General features: G+C 52.0%; 11 protein-coding genes. 5 read left to right on the forward strand and 6 right to left on the reverse strand.

Annotated features, from left to right (window positions below):
• Positions 1–17: 17 nt before the first annotated feature.
• Together VB712_RS02620 and VB712_RS02625 are read right to left on the reverse strand one after the other, a co-directional pair.
• Complete coding sequence (locus VB712_RS02620) at positions 18–1,235, reverse strand: ABC transporter permease (RefSeq protein WP_323251836.1); 1,218 nt, start codon at positions 1,233–1,235, stop codon at positions 18–20.
• Positions 1,236–1,272: 37 nt separating this feature from the next.
• A complete protein-coding gene (locus tag VB712_RS02625) occupies positions 1,273–1,635 on the reverse strand; it encodes a helix-turn-helix domain-containing protein (RefSeq protein ID WP_323251838.1) in 363 nt (120 codons plus the stop codon).
• A 118-nt stretch (positions 1,636–1,753) separates the two neighbouring features.
• Here VB712_RS02625 and VB712_RS02630 point away from each other — a divergent pair, with 118 nt between their 5' ends.
• Both VB712_RS02630 and VB712_RS02635 read left to right on the forward strand, forming a co-directional pair.
• Positions 1,754–1,993: a CDGSH iron-sulfur domain-containing protein gene (locus tag VB712_RS02630; RefSeq protein WP_323251840.1), complete on the forward strand. Its 240-nt coding sequence runs from the start codon at positions 1,754–1,756 to the stop codon at positions 1,991–1,993.
• Positions 1,994–2,087: 94 nt separating this feature from the next.
• Positions 2,088–2,786 (forward strand): pirin family protein, encoded by a 699-nt coding sequence (locus VB712_RS02635; protein WP_323251841.1) that lies wholly within the window; start codon positions 2,088–2,090, stop codon positions 2,784–2,786.
• Here VB712_RS02635 and VB712_RS02640 read toward each other — a convergent pair.
• The gene (locus tag VB712_RS02640; protein ID WP_323251843.1) at positions 2,783–3,226 is read right to left on the reverse strand and encodes an Rrf2 family transcriptional regulator; all 444 of its coding nucleotides are present in this window, start codon (positions 3,224–3,226) and stop codon (positions 2,783–2,785) included. The genes VB712_RS02635 and VB712_RS02640 overlap by 4 nt on opposite strands.
• A gap of 342 nt (positions 3,227–3,568) precedes the next feature.
• Here VB712_RS02640 and VB712_RS02645 point away from each other — a divergent pair, with 342 nt between their 5' ends.
• Positions 3,569–3,958 carry an AbrB family transcriptional regulator gene (locus tag VB712_RS02645; protein WP_323251844.1) on the forward strand — a complete coding sequence of 130 codons (390 nt, stop codon included), beginning with the start codon at positions 3,569–3,571 and terminating at the stop codon, positions 3,956–3,958.
• Between the two features lie 228 nt (positions 3,959–4,186).
• On the forward strand, positions 4,187–4,780 hold the full coding sequence (gene recR / locus VB712_RS02650; protein WP_416236229.1) for a recombination mediator RecR: 594 nt from the start codon (positions 4,187–4,189) through the stop codon (positions 4,778–4,780).
• A gap of 43 nt (positions 4,781–4,823) precedes the next feature.
• On the opposite strand, the gene VB712_RS02655 is transcribed toward recR, so the two are convergent.
• On the reverse strand, positions 4,824–7,043 hold the full coding sequence (locus VB712_RS02655) for an ATP-binding protein (protein ID WP_323251847.1): 2,220 nt from the start codon (positions 7,041–7,043) through the stop codon (positions 4,824–4,826).
• Between the two features lie 164 nt (positions 7,044–7,207).
• Entirely contained in the window at positions 7,208–9,409 is a 2,202-nt protein-coding gene (locus VB712_RS02660) for a right-handed parallel beta-helix repeat-containing protein (protein ID WP_323251848.1), read from the reverse strand.
• 224 nt (positions 9,410–9,633) lie between these two features.
• Here VB712_RS02660 and VB712_RS02665 point away from each other — a divergent pair, with 224 nt between their 5' ends.
• Positions 9,634–11,595, forward strand: coding sequence for a bifunctional aldolase/short-chain dehydrogenase (locus VB712_RS02665; RefSeq protein WP_323251850.1), 1,962 nt, complete (start codon positions 9,634–9,636; stop codon positions 11,593–11,595).
• Here VB712_RS02665 and VB712_RS02670 read toward each other — a convergent pair.
• A complete protein-coding gene (locus tag VB712_RS02670; protein ID WP_323251852.1) occupies positions 11,592–16,742 on the reverse strand; it encodes a diguanylate cyclase domain-containing protein in 5,151 nt (1,716 codons plus the stop codon). The two genes, VB712_RS02665 and VB712_RS02670, sit on opposite strands and share 4 nt — an antisense overlap.
• Between the last annotated feature and the right edge of the window lie 19 nt (positions 16,743–16,761).

The following is a 16,761-nucleotide window of genomic DNA, read 5'->3' on the forward strand; positions in this document are numbered from 1 at the left end:
GGATTTAGGGTGAGGGTCTACAAACTCCGTAACGCCACAATCGGATCCAATTGCGCCGCCCGCCGTGCGGGGATCACGCCAAAAAATAGGCCAATTCCCCCCGATACACTGACGGCAATCACCACAGCTACCGGGGAAACGGTGGATTTCAAGGGGGTTGTCACCGCCAACAGTGTCACCCCTGCCGCGCCGATCACTGTGCCAAAAACCCCACCAATGGCGGAAACGATCACCGCTTCAATGAGAAATTGGGTGAGGATATTGGCTGCCTTTGCCCCCAAGGCCTTACGCAGGCCGATTTCTTGGGTGCGTTCTGTGACGGAAACGAGCATAATATTCATCACCCCAATGCCGCCGACGATGAGGGAAATGGCGGCGATCGCCACCAGCATCAGCGTTAGCCCCCCCGTCACCCTGGTGACAATCCCCAAAATATCCTGCTGCGTCTGCACGCCAAAATCATCATCGCCGGTAATTTGATGGCGAATCCGCAACAGGTTTTCAATCTGAAACTGAGCGGCGCTTACACTGCGCTCATCCTTGGCGCGGATGGAAATAAATGTCACCTGCATCCCATAGGGGGAGGTGTTCCCCGTCACCTGATTGGACATCGTGGTGATAGGCAAATAGACCACCTCATCCTGGTTTTCCCCAAAGGCCGACCCCTTCGCCGCCATCACCCCCACCACCTCAAAACTGACATTCCCTACCCGCACCCGCTCCCCTAGGGGGGATTCAAACCCAAAGAGGCGTTCGGCGGTGTCGCTCCCCAATACGACGATGCGAGCATTGCGGGTGACATCATTGGCGGTGATAAAGCGCCCTTGGTCAATGGCAAAACTGCGCACGGCGAGAAATTCCGGCGTTGTGCCAATGACTTGATGGTTAACATTGCGCCCCAAGCGGGTGATCACCCGTTGGGCTACCAGTTGGGGGGCGACGAGATCCACCGCTGGCACTTGGGTGGCGATCGCCTCTGCATCGGCCAATACCAAAGTTTGAGGCAATTCAAACGTCGTGCGTCGCTCCCGTTGGGATCCCGGCACAACAAACAGCGTATTGGGCCCCAACGTCGCAAACTCATCCTCGGCTAACCGTTGCGCCCCCTGGCCAATGCCCACCATCGTAATCACCGAGGCATTGCCAATCACAATCCCCAGCATCGTTAACGCCGTTCGTAGCCGGTAATTAAGCAATGTCCGCACGGCCATTGAAATATTTTCACGGAGTTCCATAGTTGGTTTCTTTCCCTTGCTGTGCAAGCCGTTGACATCACTCCCCTTTGATCCCCTGTTGCTCTAAACTTTCCACCGCTTGATGTTGGCTGCCCCATTGGTGCATGACATCGAGGATCGGTTGAAGGCTTTCCCCCAAAGGGGTGAGGGAGTATTCTACCTTGGGGGGGACTTGGGGATAAACTTGCCGATGGACAATACCATCAGCTTCTAACTCCCGCAGTTGTTGCGTGAGCATTTTTTGCGTGATCCCGGTGAGAGCGCGTTGCAATTGACCAAACCGCTGCACCCCTTGAAACAGTTCCCGTAAAATCAACACTTTCCAGCGGCCGCCAATTACCTGTAACGTGCGCTCAACGGCACAGTGGACGTGTTTCGTCGTCGTTTCGATCATTGCCATAGTATCTTTTTGGGTACTACCTTACTTTTTAGTGCGTACTGTTTAAATCTATTGTAAACAGGCTAGAGTGAAATCAGCTTAAAAACAGCTTGAATTCAACCCCATTGAGAGGAGATCCATGACTGAACCAGTTATTTTTGATCGTCAACCCGCCGTTTTAGATTTAGAACCGGGTACTTATTTTTGGTGCAGTTGCGGTCAATCGGAAAATCAACCTTTTTGCGATGGTCAGCATAAAGGTACTGGCTTGGCTCCGGTCAAATTTGTAGTGGAAGCTGCAAAAAAGGCGGCACTGTGTAACTGTAAATACAGTAAAAATCAGCCCTTTTGTGATGGCTCCCATAGCAGCCTTGCCTAGAATTGACTTTTTACCCCTTGAAGTCTGAGATGGGCAGGATCCGCCTGTGAGTCAGGCGCTCTTGTCCAAAACCCTTGACAGTTTGGAGATGATCATGTTGCAAGTTCGTAAAAGTGGCGATCGCGGCCATGCTAACCATGGTTGGCTCGATTCCTATCATAGTTTTTCCTTTGCAGGGTATTATGATCCCAATCAGATGGGATTTCGTAGCTTACGGGTGATCAATGAAGATCGCATCGCACCCTTAGGCGGGTTTCCCACCCATGGCCATCAGGATATGGAAATTATTACCTATGTCCTCAGTGGAGCCTTGGAGCATCAAGATAGCCTCGGCACTGGCTCAGTCATCCGCCCCGGTGAAGTGCAACAGATGAGCGCCGGGACGGGGATTCAACACAGTGAATATAACCCCTCGGAGCAAGAATCTACCCATTTATTACAAATTTGGATTGTCCCCAATAAAACCGGGATCACCCCTCGCTATGCCCAGCAAACTTTCCCCATTGCGGCAGAGCCGGGACAACTCCATCTTGTGGTTACGGGGGATGGTCGTGATGGCACGATTCCTGTGCAGCAGGATATGAACCTTTATGCGGGCAGAATTTCGGCGGGAGGGGCGATCGCCACTCAGCTTGATCCCGCTCGCTATGGTTGGCTTCAGGTGGCACGGGGGGAATTGCTCCTCAATGATCTACCCTTGAATGCGGGGGATGGGGTGGCAATCCGTGAAACTACAGACTTAAACCTCACGGCGATTACTGACGCAGAAGTGCTGCTCTTTGACCTTCCTTAAACCACAAATTGATCCTGATTATTTTGGCTGGCGGCTTGGCTGCGGGCATCGTAGTAAAGGTCAGCCAATGTCATCCGATTGAGGGCCTGGGTCAGTTGATCATCCAGACGTTGCCAAAGCCAGTAAGTAACCCAATCTGTGGCTTGGTCGCGTTGGGGTTGATGGTGGGGTAGGGGGTTGATTGTTTCCCCCACAGCGGCCAAAATTTGCCCCAGGGAAATCTGGGCGGGCGGGCAGGCTAAACAATAACCCCCTTGGGGGCCGCGAATCGAATAGACTAAACCCGCCCGTCGTAATTCAATCAATAATTTTTCCAAATAAGGGGCGGGAATATCTTGACGTTGGGCGATCGCCATCACCGAAATCGGTTTATGCTTGGGCTGTAAGGTCAAATCAAGCAGGGCCTTAACGCTGTAATGGGCGCGAGTTGTCAGTTTCATAGAACCAAATATGCTAGTATCCCGATCCGGTGTGAAGACTGAAAATTTCTCCCCCCTGGATGGGCAAGATGCTCGTCTCACCTTCAAAAAGCCGATCCGATTGCGATAACTGCCCAACTGGATCAATGGGTCAAGAAAGGATTGAGATTATACCCGCAATCTTTTTGTTCAGGGATTGAACAGTGATTGACTAACTTATGATAGATTGTAGTTCGATGGATTTATCAAATCCATGATTGTCATGCTGTGATTGCAGCATTGTTAATCGGGTATCGTTGGTGATGGTTCAGACAACCACGGCAAGGATACCCAACATTATCACTGAATTATCCCAAGCTATTAATGAGCAAAAAGACCAATCCAACCCCCCTGACGGGTGAAGAACTCGTCAACAAAGTCAAAGAACTCGGTAGCCTCAGTAAGGACGAAAAGGCGAAAGCCTGTGGTTATTACACCCTAACCAAGAATGGCATCGAGCGGGTGAATATGATGAAATTCCTTAAAGCTCTGATTGCAGCGGAAGGAATTGTTCTAGATGGTTCGGGAAATGGCAATGGTCGTGGTGGCCGTTCAGCAAGCTATCGCATCACTGTACAATCCAACGGCAATTTGCTGATTGGTTCTGCCTATACCAAGAAAATGGGCCTCAATCCAGGGGACGAATTTGAAATCACCCTCGGGCGAAAGCATATTCACCTCAAACCTTTGAATGACTCTGACGACGACGAGTAATCTGTTTTTATTCCTGAGGAGCGTTCAATCTATCCCTTTCCAATGTCTTGGGGAGGGGTCTCCGTCTGGGGTTGTGTTTAATCGCCATCCCAGATCTAATCATGGCCGGAGCCACCCCCCGAACCGCTCTCCCCAGTTGTGGGAGCGGGGTGTTGGCGCGTTCTATTGATCTTTAATCTTTGGGGATGGCGATCGCAGCCCCCTTCACTTGATCAGAGGAGAATTGTTATTTATACCCCACCCTTGGCTCGGTTGATTGAGCAATTGCAAAAATTACCCAGTGTTGGCCCGAAAACGGCTCAACGCCTTGCTCTGCATATTTTGAAACGCCCCGCTGATGAGGCGCAAGCGCTAGCGGAGGCGATTGTGAATGCCCGGCAGCAGGTGGGGGTTTGCCAAACTTGTTTTCATTTGTCGGCGGATCCGGTCTGTACGATCTGCCGCGATCGCAATCGAGATCAGCATACGATCTGTGTGGTGGCGGATTCCCGGGATGTGATTGCGTTGGAAAAAACCCGCGAGTATCGGGGGCGATACCATGTTTTAGGGGGGGTGATTTCCCCCATGGAGGGGATTGGCCCCGATCAGTTAACGATTCAGCCCTTGATCCGCCGGGCCAGTCAGCCGGAAACGACAGAAATTATCCTCGCCATTAGCCCCAGTATTGAGGGGGAAACGACGACGCTTTACATTAGCCAATTGGTGAAGCCCTTTGCGAAGGTGACGCAAATTGCCTTCGGGCTACCCATGGGGGGGGATTTGGAATATGCCGATGAGGTGACGTTAGCCCGCGCCTTGGAGGGACGGCGGGAGTTATTATGACGGGGAGAGCAACGTGATTAAACTCCCCGGCAGCCTCACACCTTTAAGTGAGGGATTGGCTATTCTCCTTGACGAGGGGAATCGTGATCATGAATGTTGTTCCCCGGTCAGGGCTAGAATCGCAGGTCAACATTCCCCCATGCTTTTCGGTAACAATTTGATAGCTGATCGACATCCCCATCCCTGTTCCTTTGCCGATGGGTTTGGTGGTGAAAAAGGGGTTAAAGATCAGGGATTGAGTCTCTGGGGGAATGCCAGGGCCATTGTCGGCGATCGCCACCTTCACCCATTGCTTACCGTCTTGATCTGCGGCTATCAATCCCGTGGTAATCGTGATCTGGTGGGGGTCAGCTTCAATTTCTTGATAGCTCAACCCCGCCCCTTTTTCCTCCAAAGCATCAATGGCATTACTCAAAATATTCATGAACACCTGATTCAACTGCCCTGCATAGCAGGGAATTAGCGGCAACGGGCCATAATTTTTTTCGACCTGAATTGCTGGGCGTTCTGGTTTAGCCTTGAGGCGATGTTGGAGAATCATTAAGGTGCTATCAATCCCCTCATCGAGTTGAACCGCCTTAAAATCCGCCTCATCGGTACGGGAAAAATTGCGCAGGGATAGCACAATCTGACGAATGCGGTCTGTCCCTAACCGCATTGATGTGAGGGTTTTGGGTAGATCCTCCTGCAAAAATTCTAAATCCAACTCTTCCTCCGCTGCTGCCAAGACAGGTAGGGGTTCGGGATACTGTTCTGCCACAAGAGCCACAAAAGCCAGTAAATCCTCGGTGTATCGCTGCACATGGGTCAGGTTGCCATGGATGAAGTTCACGGGGTTATTAATTTCATGGGCAACGCCGGCCACCAACTGCCCTAGGCTGGACATTTTCTCACTTTGAATCACCTGGCTTTGACTCCGTTGTAATTCTAGAAGTGTGTCCTGTAGTTCAGCCGTTCGTAATTGAACCCGCTTTTCCAGATCTTCCCGACTTTCCTCTAAGGCTTGAAAGGAGGTTTGCAGTTGGATCGCCATGGCATTAAAGGAGTTAGACAGGCCTTGTAATTCCTGAATGGGGCTAGAGGGAAGGGTTTGGGCAAAATTGCCAGCGGCAACGGCTTGACTCGCGCTGTTGAGGTGAGCAATGGGATGGGCGATCCAGCGGCTGGTGAACAGACCCATCAAAGAAGTAACCGCTAAGGCAGCAAGACAGAGTAAAACAGTTGTTTGAGTATTGCGGTGGATTTCCCCCATAAAGGTTGATTCAGGAATCGCCACCACCACCAACCAATTTAAGCCATATTCATCTTGCCAAGGTTGAACATTCACAAAATAGGTTGTATCGGCATGACGGATGCTAAGGGTGTTTTCTTTTGTAATCCTGTGGAGATCGCCAAAACGTTCAGTAATAGCTTGAGCAATGGCGCTGATCACTGGGTCAGGGCTGGCGATCGCCTTTACCCGTTCAATCTGATCCCCTTCAACTTTGAAAGGGGCTATCTCGCCAGAGTTGGCGATGAGGTTGCCATCTCGCTCCAGAATAAATACTGGTGTCGAATTTTGTACATACAGTGCTTTCAGAAAGTCACTGAGTTTTAAGAGGTGAATGTCAGCGGCAATCATGCCCAGAAGTTCCCCTTGGGCGTTGTAAATCGGTTGACTGGCGGAGGCAGCCACATAGGGACCTGTGGGAAAAAGTGAGATCACAATGTCGCTCCAGATGGGCTTCTTCGCCGCAATGGGTTCGGTGTACCAAGATTCCTCAAGGTTGTTCCAAGTCCACCGACTCAGCAATGCTGTGGGGTTGCCTTCCGCATCACTGGCATAGGTCATAATGTTGTCTGTTGGCTCTCCACTCCAATCATCAAGGGTGATCGTTGTGCCATCGTAGCGGGCCACCCCTACCCCTCCTTCGGTGGTGAGGCCCATGCCCAAGTAAGTGAGGTCATGGGCCTGCATTTGGCTCCAAAAGTATTGGATCATGGCGGGGCGATCGCTCACATCCAGTAAGCCCTTCTGGATCACTTCAGCATTAATTGCATTGAGAGATTGAGGAATAGCTAAATACCCATCTAAATGTTGGTTGATCACATTCGCCTTTTCTGTGATCAGGTTTGCTGCGAGGTCTTGCACGGCCTGCTGACCGTTACGGTAGGACAAGTAACCCACTAAAGCCACTGCGCCAACAATTTGCAACACAAAAGGCACAATTAACACGACACGGAGCGGCCATGTTGATGTGGGTTTGAAGGCTGGTTTTATCACGGTGTTCTCAAGTTTATTAGGATCACAGCGAACAACTCATAGGACAAACGACCTATAAATTTTCGGAAAGCGTATAAATCCTAACCAAATCTTGTGAAAAAATAGTGAAGGGTTAACTCCATCCTATGGACAAACCCCGAAGTTTTGGCGTGCTCTCCCTTGGCTTAGGGACAACTGGGGGGTTGGCCGGTGGGTGAGCCGGCGATCGCCCCAAAACCACTATTATTCGCCCCCACATTCCCAAAGCCGACAAAATTCACCGTTGATCCTCCAAAAACGGCCACATTCAAATCATCCCCGCCCGCGAATACACCGGGGTTATCGCTGCGATTCCCCGTAAAGGTGGCAATACAAACATTACCGGCGGCGTTATTGGTTTGGACAAAAACGCTATGCTGCCCCGCCTGTTGAATGAGATTGTTCGTAATACCCACATTCGTTAACGATCCCCCGCCATTACTAAACACAAAAATCCCCTGTGCCAGATTGCCCGCCGTTGAGACAGTATTGCCGACAACGGTGACATCCCGCAAAATTCCATTGGCATTGCTGCGCAGAAAAACACCTGTGGAATCACCAATAGCATCGTTAGGGCCGGTTGTGGTGACGGTATTTCCAGAAACAATCACATCATTGAGGGTGCTGTTTTGTGTAGAAATAAAAATACCACGGGCGGCAGAGCCAGCGGTGGTGACGGTATTGTTGGCAACCATCGCCCCGCTGAATGTGCCACCATTATCCGCCCGCAGAAAAATGCCATCGCTATTAAAATTCACTGCTTCAACGCCATTGCCGGTAATCGTGGTATTGCGGATCGTACCGCCGTTGGCATGAAGATACATCCCTTCACCATTGCTGCCGGTTGTGGTGATCCGGTTGCCGGTAATAATCGTATTGCTCACTGTGCCGCCACCGTTGCCATGGAGGGAAATGCCATGGGATTGATTATTGCCTTCGGTACGGATGTTATTGCGATCAATGGTTGCGTTACTGACATTTACGCCGATTACGCCGCGCTGATTAACACCAGTCGTGATCACGTTAAAGCCAGAAAGTTGGCTATTGTTCCCCATCGCCACCCGACCTGTAAACCCGCCCGTGGTAATCGTCGCCCCGTCTAAACGGGGCAGGGTTCCTGTGCCTGATCCGGGTAATTGCACCTGACCCACATCGGCAATATCGAGGGATTGAACGACTCCAGTGGAAAGCACCCGCACCTGATCCGGGATGATAAAACCCGCCATGCCCGGATTTGTGCCGGCATTGACATAGATCACATCATTACCAGCGGATTGGGCGATCGCCACCCCGGCGGTCACTTCCCCAAAGGGATTTTCAAACGTCCCATCTCCCCCCACGGCTCCCCCCGTCACATGGAGAAAGCGCCAAAATTCCCCAGTCACGGGATTGCGGGCGATTTGATCATTGAGGCGATCGCGTATCACCGTTGTCGTCACCTCCTGCTGATGATCCAGGGCGATCGCCTCTTGCCGCTCCACCCCGCGCCCCAAACGCGCCAACACCGTTGGGGAGGGATCGGCCTTGGTGGATTGTCCCCCTAAAATTGCCCCCAATTTCACCGTTAACTGCGTCCCAAAATGGCCATCCGTCGAGACCGTGATCCCCGCTGTCCAGCGATGATTAAACTCCCCCAACAACCGCCCCCGCATTCCCAAATAGCGGCCATTGCGGGGAATATTCAACCCATAAACACCCCAATAACTATAAATACGGCCCGTTTCCCAAGCCCATAACGGATAACCCGCCTCCAGATCCCACCCTGCTACAGCGGTTTGAAATTGGCGTGTTGTCGTTAACGTCTTTTGTCGGAGCAGGTCATAGAGCAAACGTTCCCCGGTAAACCGGAAATTTGTTCCTTGGTTTTGGATGATTGCCCCTTGATTTTGGGCAACCTGACGGCGGCGATCGCCCACCGGCAGATAACCATTAAACCGCCCCACCCATCGGGAACCTTGGAGATCTCCGCCAAAACCCAATTGGTGAAAACTTTGTTTAAAACGGGTGCGCCGCAGATCGTAACCCACATAACCCCCCCAAACGAGATCCGCCGTGGGCAGATATTCCCGATAACCCAACCGGAAATTTCCCCCCCATTGATCCTCAGCAAACCCTAAGAGGCGAGCCTCAGCAAAAAACGTATTCAGTTCAGGGGTTTGAGCAAAGGGGATAAAACCCTGAATTCCCCAAAGGGTATGGCCGTAGGCTTCCCCCAAACCCGTCTCAAACTGGCCCGTGAAGCGAGGCAACAGCGTTGAAGGGGTCGGTTCGGCTTGGACTAGAGCGGGTTGAGGGGAAAGGGTTTGAGCCTGAGCATGGGGAACCGTGAAGAGAATCGGTAGGCTCATCGGGATCGCCAGAGCAAGCGTTCCGATCCGTGAACAAGCATAGTGCATGGCAAATTAGGCTTAATCTCTCCCCAACTATAAATAGAAATAGTAAGGCTAACCAAGAATTACCGTAATTTTACGCATATTCGCGGTAGTCTCCACCTCACCCTCCCCACTCCCCACTCCCCACTCCCCACTTTTTGATAGAGTAAAAGCCGAATTTACCCCCCCCTAAATCCCCCATGGAAAACCGTTGGAACCCCGCTGAAGCTGCCCAATATCAAACCGATTTAGACCTGCGCGTCTATAGCTCCCGCCTCTTGGGCCAAGATCCGAGCCTTGTCCTCCATGGGGGGGGGAATACGTCGGTGAAGGTGACAGAAACTAATATTGTCGGGGAATCGGAGGAAATTCTCTATGTGAAAGGTAGTGGGTGGGATCTGGCCACCATTGAGGCGGCGGGGTTTGCGCCGGTACGGATGGCCCATTTACTCAAATTGGCCAAGCTCGATCGCCTCAGTGATCCCCAAATGGTCAATGAGCTTAAAACCCAAATGACCAATGCCAGCGCCCCCTCGCCTTCGGTGGAGACGATCCTCCATGCCATCCTCCCCTATAAATATGTGGATCACACCCATGCCGATGCGGTGGTGACGGTGACAAATACCGCCAATGGGTGGGAGCGGATTGAGGAGATCTATGGCGATCGCCTCGTGATTATCCCCTATGTGATGCCCGGCTTTGACCTCGCCCGCCTTTGTGCCGAAAAATTCACCGCTGAAGCGGGGCCGCAAACCCTGGGCATGGTGTTGATGAACCATGGCATTTTTTCCTTTGGGGCGACGGCCAAGGAATCCTACGATCGCATGATCGAACTGGTGGCGATGGCGGAAACCTACCTGGCCCAACAGGGGGCAATTCAATCCTTCACCCCTGGCACAGTTTCCCATCAAGATACTCGCCAAAATTTAGCTCAACTCCGTTACGATCTCTCCCAAACCGCTGGCTTTCCGGTGATCCTCGCCACCCATACCACGCCGAAAACCCTCGCCTTTGCCCAACGGGGGGATCTCACTACTATTAGCCAGCAGGGGCCAGCGACTCCCGATCATGTGATCCGCACGAAACGGCTACCTCTGATCGGTCGCGATGTAGCGGCCTACAAGAGCGAATATCAAGCCTATTTCCAAACCCATGCCCAACCGGGCCTAACGATGCTCGATCCTGCGCCCCGCGTCATCCTTGACCCGGAATGGGGCCTTTGTACGGTGGGAAGATCGGTGCAGGCGGCGGCCATTGTGGCGGATATCTACGACCACACCATTGATGTAATCAGCCAAGCTACGGCCTTGGGGGGCTATCAGGCGTTACCGGCGGCGGATCTGTTTGCGGTGGAATATTGGGATTTGGAACAGGCGAAACTGCGCAAAGGGGGCAATCCGCCGCAGTTTACCGGGGAAATTGCCCTGGTGACGGGGGCTGCGTCGGGGATTGGGAAGGCCTGCGCGGAGGCATTGCTCAAAAAAGGGGCGGCGGTGGTGGGGTTGGATATTGACCCCGCCATTGTCGGTTTATTTGACCGGCCGGATTTTTGCGGCATTCCCTGCGATTTGACCGATGAGGGGGCCATTAGTACCGCCCTAGAAAAGGCAGTGCGTCAGTTTGGCGGTGTGGATCTGGTGGTACTGAATGCGGGGATTTTCCCCCCCAGTCGGGCGATCGCCCATCTCGATCTCGACCATTGGCGTAAGGTGATGGCGATTAATCTCGATGCCAATTTAACGCTGTTGCGGGAACTCTACCCCTGTTTAAAATTCGCTCCCCAGGGGGGCCGGGTGGTGGTGATTGGTTCTAAAAATGTGCCGGCTCCGGGGCCGGGGGTGGCGGCCTATTCGGCGGCCAAGGCAGCGTTAACGCAATTGATGCGGGTGGCGGCCTTGGAATGGGGCGGGGATGGTATCCGGATTAACGCAGTACATCCAAACGGTGTATTTGATACGGGGATTTGGACAGAAGAGGTGCTACAAGCCCGGGCGGCCCATTATGGTTTGAGCGTAGCGGATTATAAAACGAATAATCTGCTCAAGGTGGAGGTGACGAGCGCGGCGGTGGCAGATGTGGCGATCGCCCTTTGTACGCCCCTCTTCGCCTGTACTACCGGGGCGCAAATCCCCATCGATGGGGGCAATGAGCGGGTGATTTAGGGTGAGGGCTGTAGATCTGAGGCCAACCAATAGCGATCGCGCCCCTGTTGTTTGGCCATATACAAGGCTTGGTCGGCGGTTTCGATCAGCAAACTGGGCAGGCTATGGGGGGGAGGGGTGAGGGAAGCAATGCCCATGCTGATGGTGATCCGAGTGCTGACCCTTGAAACATCGTGAGGAATGGCCACTGTTTGGAGGGCGATTTGAATTTTTTTCGCCACCTCTAAAGCTTTCGCTTCATCAAAACCCGACAGCACCAGGGCAAATTCTTCCCCCCCATAGCGAGCCGCCAGATCCGTTGGGCGGGGTAAACTGTCCTGGAGGATTTGGGCAATTTCCCGGAGGGTGCGATCGCCACTCAAATGGCCATAGTGATCGTTATAGGCTTTGAACTCATCCACATCACAGAGGATCAGGGCCACAGGATGCTGTTGTTGGTAGGCAAAGGCCCATTCATCGGACAGGTAGTGATCAAAGGCGCGGCGGTTGGCGATGTGGGTGAGGCCATCAAGGGAGGCGAGGCGATTGAGTTGGGCGTTGGCTTCCATCAGTGCTTCTTCGACAATTTCCCGTTGGTGAATTTCTTCCTGAAGCCGTTGGTTATTGGTGGTGAGTTCTTGGGTACGGGCTTGGACTTGTGCTTCTAGGGTTTGGGCGTATTCCTCAATTTGTTCATAGAGGCGGGCATTGGTGATCGAGATGGCAGCTTGGGCGGTGAGGACATCGAGGATCAGGCAACGGTCTTGGGTGAAGGTGTCGGGGAGTTGACGGTTTTCGAGGTAGATGATGCCTTTGAGTTGTCCTTGATAGAGGATGGGGGCGCAGAGAATCGCGCAAACTTGATATTCGACAATGTAGGGGTCTTGGGTGAAGCGACCGCTGCGATAGGCGTTGCTGAGGACAACGGTTTCCTGAGTGCGGCGAACGTATTGCACGACGCTTTGGGGAAAGGTTTCGTTGGCGTTAACGGGGATGGTTTGGCGAATTTCAATATCGCTTTGATTCACCTGGCCCACAGCTTGAATCAGCAACATTTCATCTTGGCAGAGCATTAATACCCCATGGTCGGCTCCGGCGTTTTCCATGATGATCGTCAGCAGTTTTTTGAGGAGGCGGCTGAGGACAATTTCTTTGGAAATGGTTTGGGCCGCTTCCATAACAGTCGGCAGATCCAATTGTTCGAGGGGGTTGCTGTTGCTGGTGACGATGGTGGCGGTGGTGGTTTGTTCGGGGCCGGCGGCTTGGCGTTGTTGACGGCGGATGATGTTGAAGATGTGGGGGTATTCTTTTTCGAGGGCCCGGACTTTGGCCACGGCTCCCCAACGGATATAGGTGTAGTAGGCTTCGGTGAGGTAGAGTTCCCCAATTTTTTGCCGTCCGAGGGCTAGGTAGAAATCCCCTGCCCGTTCATAGGCGATCGCCTCCTCCTGAACAAACCCGGCTGATTGAGCAGTGGCGATCGCCTGATCATAAAACGCCATCGCTTCAACGGTTTGACCTAAAACCCGCGCCTTTTCCGCCTGAATGAGCAGACATTTATTGTGATAATTTTCAGGAACATGATGGCCCCAAGTCTGCAACTGTTGATAATATCCTTCAAGTTGGGACAGATCAGACTGGAGCGATTCTGATTCTGGTGCTTGATAGGGATAGCGTGCCAACAGCGAGAGCGCAAAATAGAAAATATATTGGGGGAACACCATTAAAGCCAACAATGGCCCCCGATACTGCCAAGCCTCAGCCGCGAGGGAAAACCCGTGATCATACTGCTTAAAATAATAAGCCAGCATCAACTGCCCAAACAATGTATAGAACACAGAATTAATATTCTGGGTTTCTAAAAATAAGGGAAGCATGAAATCCGCATCAAATAGATCACCGGCTAATTCTTGAGAGCGATTTTCATAGTGGAGATTGATCACCAACTGGGTAGCAATGGAAAGGTAATTCAGTTGATATTCCTGCTTACAGCTTTCCACCATCTGCAATTGCAATTGCTGCCGTTTCAAAACAGCATCCAGTGGCTCCCCTGCAAAGAGAGGATGTTCACAGAAAAAGATCGCCCCATGGCCGGCAAATTCCCAATCCCCCGTTTCCAAGCCACTTTTCACCCCCCGCTCTAAAATGGGAATCGTCTCCCGGATCGGTATTTTCCAGCAGGCTACCGATGCTCCATAATTTGCATACACCTTCGCCCTAAATTCAGCAGCCTTGAGACGATCCAGTAATTGCATCGCCACTTGACCAAACTGATACCCTAAATCAATATCATTCATCGGGCCACACAGCAGCCAACCATTTAATCCGTAACTATAAACCGATTGGGGCGTATTGCCATGTTGCCAAGCGAGGGTAATCATCGTAAACACAACGGGTATGCCAAAACCCGTATTGAGGATAAAGGCCGCAGGCTGAATATTGAGCAGAATTTGCATCACTGCCTTTTTCAAGGGATCAGTCATAATCGGCAAATTCAAGACCTGACCAATTTCAAAATCTGCGGGCAGTTCTTGAACCAATTCAACATCCAACTCCTTTAAAATGCTTAAGCCCAGGTCAAAGGTTTCTTGCAGTTCTCCCTGAGCAATCAAGATTTTGATTTTTAAATCATAGAGGGGGATTTGATCAAGGAGTGATTTTGCCTTGGCGAAATGGGTTTCAATCAGGGCTAACGCTTCGGTAAAATGGCCATTAAAATATTTTGCTTCGATGAGGTTGGTATGAATAGCCAAACACAAATCATATTGGCTTTCCCACGCATCGGTAGCCAACAAATCCACCGCCACTTGCAGATAATTTTCCGCTGCATCGTAGGCAGTATTTTGCTTGGCCCGTTGCCCCGCCCACAGGTTCAATTCCGCCAGCTCATCCCGCTCTTCCTGACGAGTTAAAAACCCCAAGCCAATATTCAGTTGATTCGTCAACGCAAAAATATTATTCTTGCGCTCCTCCACGGGCATACTCGCCAACAACAACCGCCCAATTTGCAGATGGGTTTCCTGCTTTCCTACCTCCGGAATTAAACTATAGGCGGATTGCTGCACCCGGTCATGGAGAAAGCGATAATCCACCTCCACATCCCGCAATCGTTCCGCTTCTTCAGTCTCAAAAATCGCCGGAATCCGGTAATTATCCCCCATGGGCAAAATTAGCCCCACCTGCAACGCTGCCCACAAAATCCCCGCCATCGCTACGGGAGATTCTTCGCAAATCGTCGCTAAAATCTTCAAACTGAAGCGGTTGCCAATACAAGCCGCCAACTTTAACGCCTTCTGCGTCGCCACTGGTAACTTGGCAATATTCCGCGCCATTAACTCTAGAATATTCAGATCCGTTAAGCCGACGGCCTGAATTTCGCGAATATCCCAAGACCAGCCATTACTGGCGGGATCGTAGTGGAGTAATCCCTCTCCGTAGAGGGTTTTTAATAATTGGGTGAGGAAAAAGGGATTCCCTTGGGTTTTGTTGTAAATTAACTCCGTTAGCTGCACCCGCTCTGAGGCTGCTACTTCCCCATGGAGTGTATCCGTCAACAACGCCGCCACACTCTCCACGCCCAAAGGCTGCACCGTGATCTGATTCACTACTGTTCCCGCAGCGGTGATTTTTTCGAGGCTTTCCGTGAGGGGATGGAGTGGCCCTACTTCATTATCGCGATAGGCTCCGATTAACAAAAAGTAATGGCTTTGGGGATCGGTGATCAATAACTCCAGCATCTCCAATGATGCCGAATCCACCCATTGCAAATCATCGAGGAAAATTACTAAGGGATGTTCCCGCTGACAAAACACCTGGACGAACTGACGAAAAATGCGGTTAAAGCGGTTTTCTGTTTCCTGCATTCCCAGCATCGGTACTTCCGGCTGGGGGCCAATAATTAGCTCTAGCTCGGGGATGACATCCAGGATAATGACACCGTTTTCCCCCAGGGCTGTGAGCAGTTTGCTACGCCATTGGGCCAGTTGAGCATCGCTTTCCCCCAACAGTTGGCGGGTCAGGTCTTGGAACACCTGAATTAACGCCGCGTAGGGGATATTCCGCATGAATTGGTCAAATTTCCCCGCTGCGAAGTAGCCCCGCGCCGCCACCATCGGCTTTTGCACTTCGTTGATGATTGCGGTTTTCCCGATGCCGGAATAGCCCGCGACGAGGATCAATTCGCTGGGGTTGGGGGGGGTTTCCCCTTTGGGAATCTGGGAAACGCGGTCAAAGGCGGTGAGCAGTTGGGCGACTTCGGTTTCCCGGCCGTAGAGTTTTTGGGGGATGAGCAGTTGGGGATCGCGATCGCGCTCCTTCAACGTCAATGCTTCAATCTGCCCTGTTGCTAACCATTGCTGCTGACATTGCTCCAGGTCAAAGGCTAACCCCGCCGCGCTTTGGTAGCGGTCTTCGGCATTTTTTGCCATTAAGATCCGCACCAATTCGCATAACACGGGGGGAAGGTCGGGGTTGAGGGTTTCCAGAGCGGGGGGCGTTTTGGCGATGTGGCAATGGACTAACTCCATCGGGTCAGTGCTGGTGAAGGGGAGTTGACCGCTGAGGAGTTCGTAGAATGTCACCCCCAAGGAATAAAAATCGGTGCGGTAATCGAGGAGGCGATTCATCCGCCCCGTTTGTTCGGGGGAGAGGTAGGCGAGGGTTCCTTGCAGGAGGTAGAGGGCATCGCTGTGGGCCTGTTCTTGGTTGAGGGCGATCGCAATGCCAAAGTCGGCAATTTTAACGGTTTTGCTGCTGGGGTTATAGAGGATGTTGCTGGGTTTGAGGTCTTTGTGGATGATCGGGACATGGTGGATCGCTTCGAGGGCTTGGGCAATGGCGATCGCCACCCCAAAGAAGTCCGCCAAGGGCATCGTCATGCCCCGATAGAGGTCATAAAGGGAGCGAGCGCCGAAGTCTTCGAGGATCAGCACCAAGCCATTGCCATCCCGTTCAAGGCTGTAGGGTTTGAGGATGTGGGGATGGTCGATCTGACTAGGCATGGCGTATTCCTGTCGCAGGCCCGCCAATTCTTCAAGGGTGGGATAGGCGGCTTTGAGGAATTTCAGGATCACCGGGGCCTGGTCGCGTTCCCGCTCGCCCCGATAGATGAGCGTCGATGGACTCTCATAAACTTGTTCACCAATCACATATCCCGTTAAGTTGAGCATGAAGCTGTTTTTTCTTTAA

The organism is Spirulina sp. CCNP1310 (genome assembly GCF_034932185.1).
Lineage (GTDB): Bacteria > Cyanobacteriota > Cyanobacteriia > Cyanobacteriales > Spirulinaceae > Spirulina.

Excerpts from the sequence above, each read along its gene's own strand:
- VB712_RS02620 (WP_323251836.1), bottom strand. The coding sequence starts at position 1,235 with ATGGAACTCCGTGAAAATATTTCAATGGCCGTGCGGACATTGCTTAAT.
- VB712_RS02625 (WP_323251838.1), bottom strand. The coding sequence starts at position 1,635 with ATGGCAATGATCGAAACGACGACGAAACACGTCCACTGTGCCGTTGAG.
- VB712_RS02630 (WP_323251840.1), top strand. The coding sequence starts at position 1,754 with ATGACTGAACCAGTTATTTTTGATCGTCAACCCGCCGTTTTAGATTTA.
- VB712_RS02635 (WP_323251841.1), top strand. The coding sequence starts at position 2,088 with ATGTTGCAAGTTCGTAAAAGTGGCGATCGCGGCCATGCTAACCATGGT.
- VB712_RS02640 (WP_323251843.1), bottom strand. The coding sequence starts at position 3,226 with ATGAAACTGACAACTCGCGCCCATTACAGCGTTAAGGCCCTGCTTGAT.
- VB712_RS02645 (WP_323251844.1), top strand. The coding sequence starts at position 3,569 with ATGAGCAAAAAGACCAATCCAACCCCCCTGACGGGTGAAGAACTCGTC.
- VB712_RS02660 (WP_323251848.1), bottom strand. The coding sequence starts at position 9,409 with ATGAGCCTACCGATTCTCTTCACGGTTCCCCATGCTCAGGCTCAAACC.
- VB712_RS02665 (WP_323251850.1), top strand. The coding sequence starts at position 9,634 with ATGGAAAACCGTTGGAACCCCGCTGAAGCTGCCCAATATCAAACCGAT.
- VB712_RS02670 (WP_323251852.1), bottom strand. The coding sequence starts at position 16,742 with ATGCTCAACTTAACGGGATATGTGATTGGTGAACAAGTTTATGAGAGT.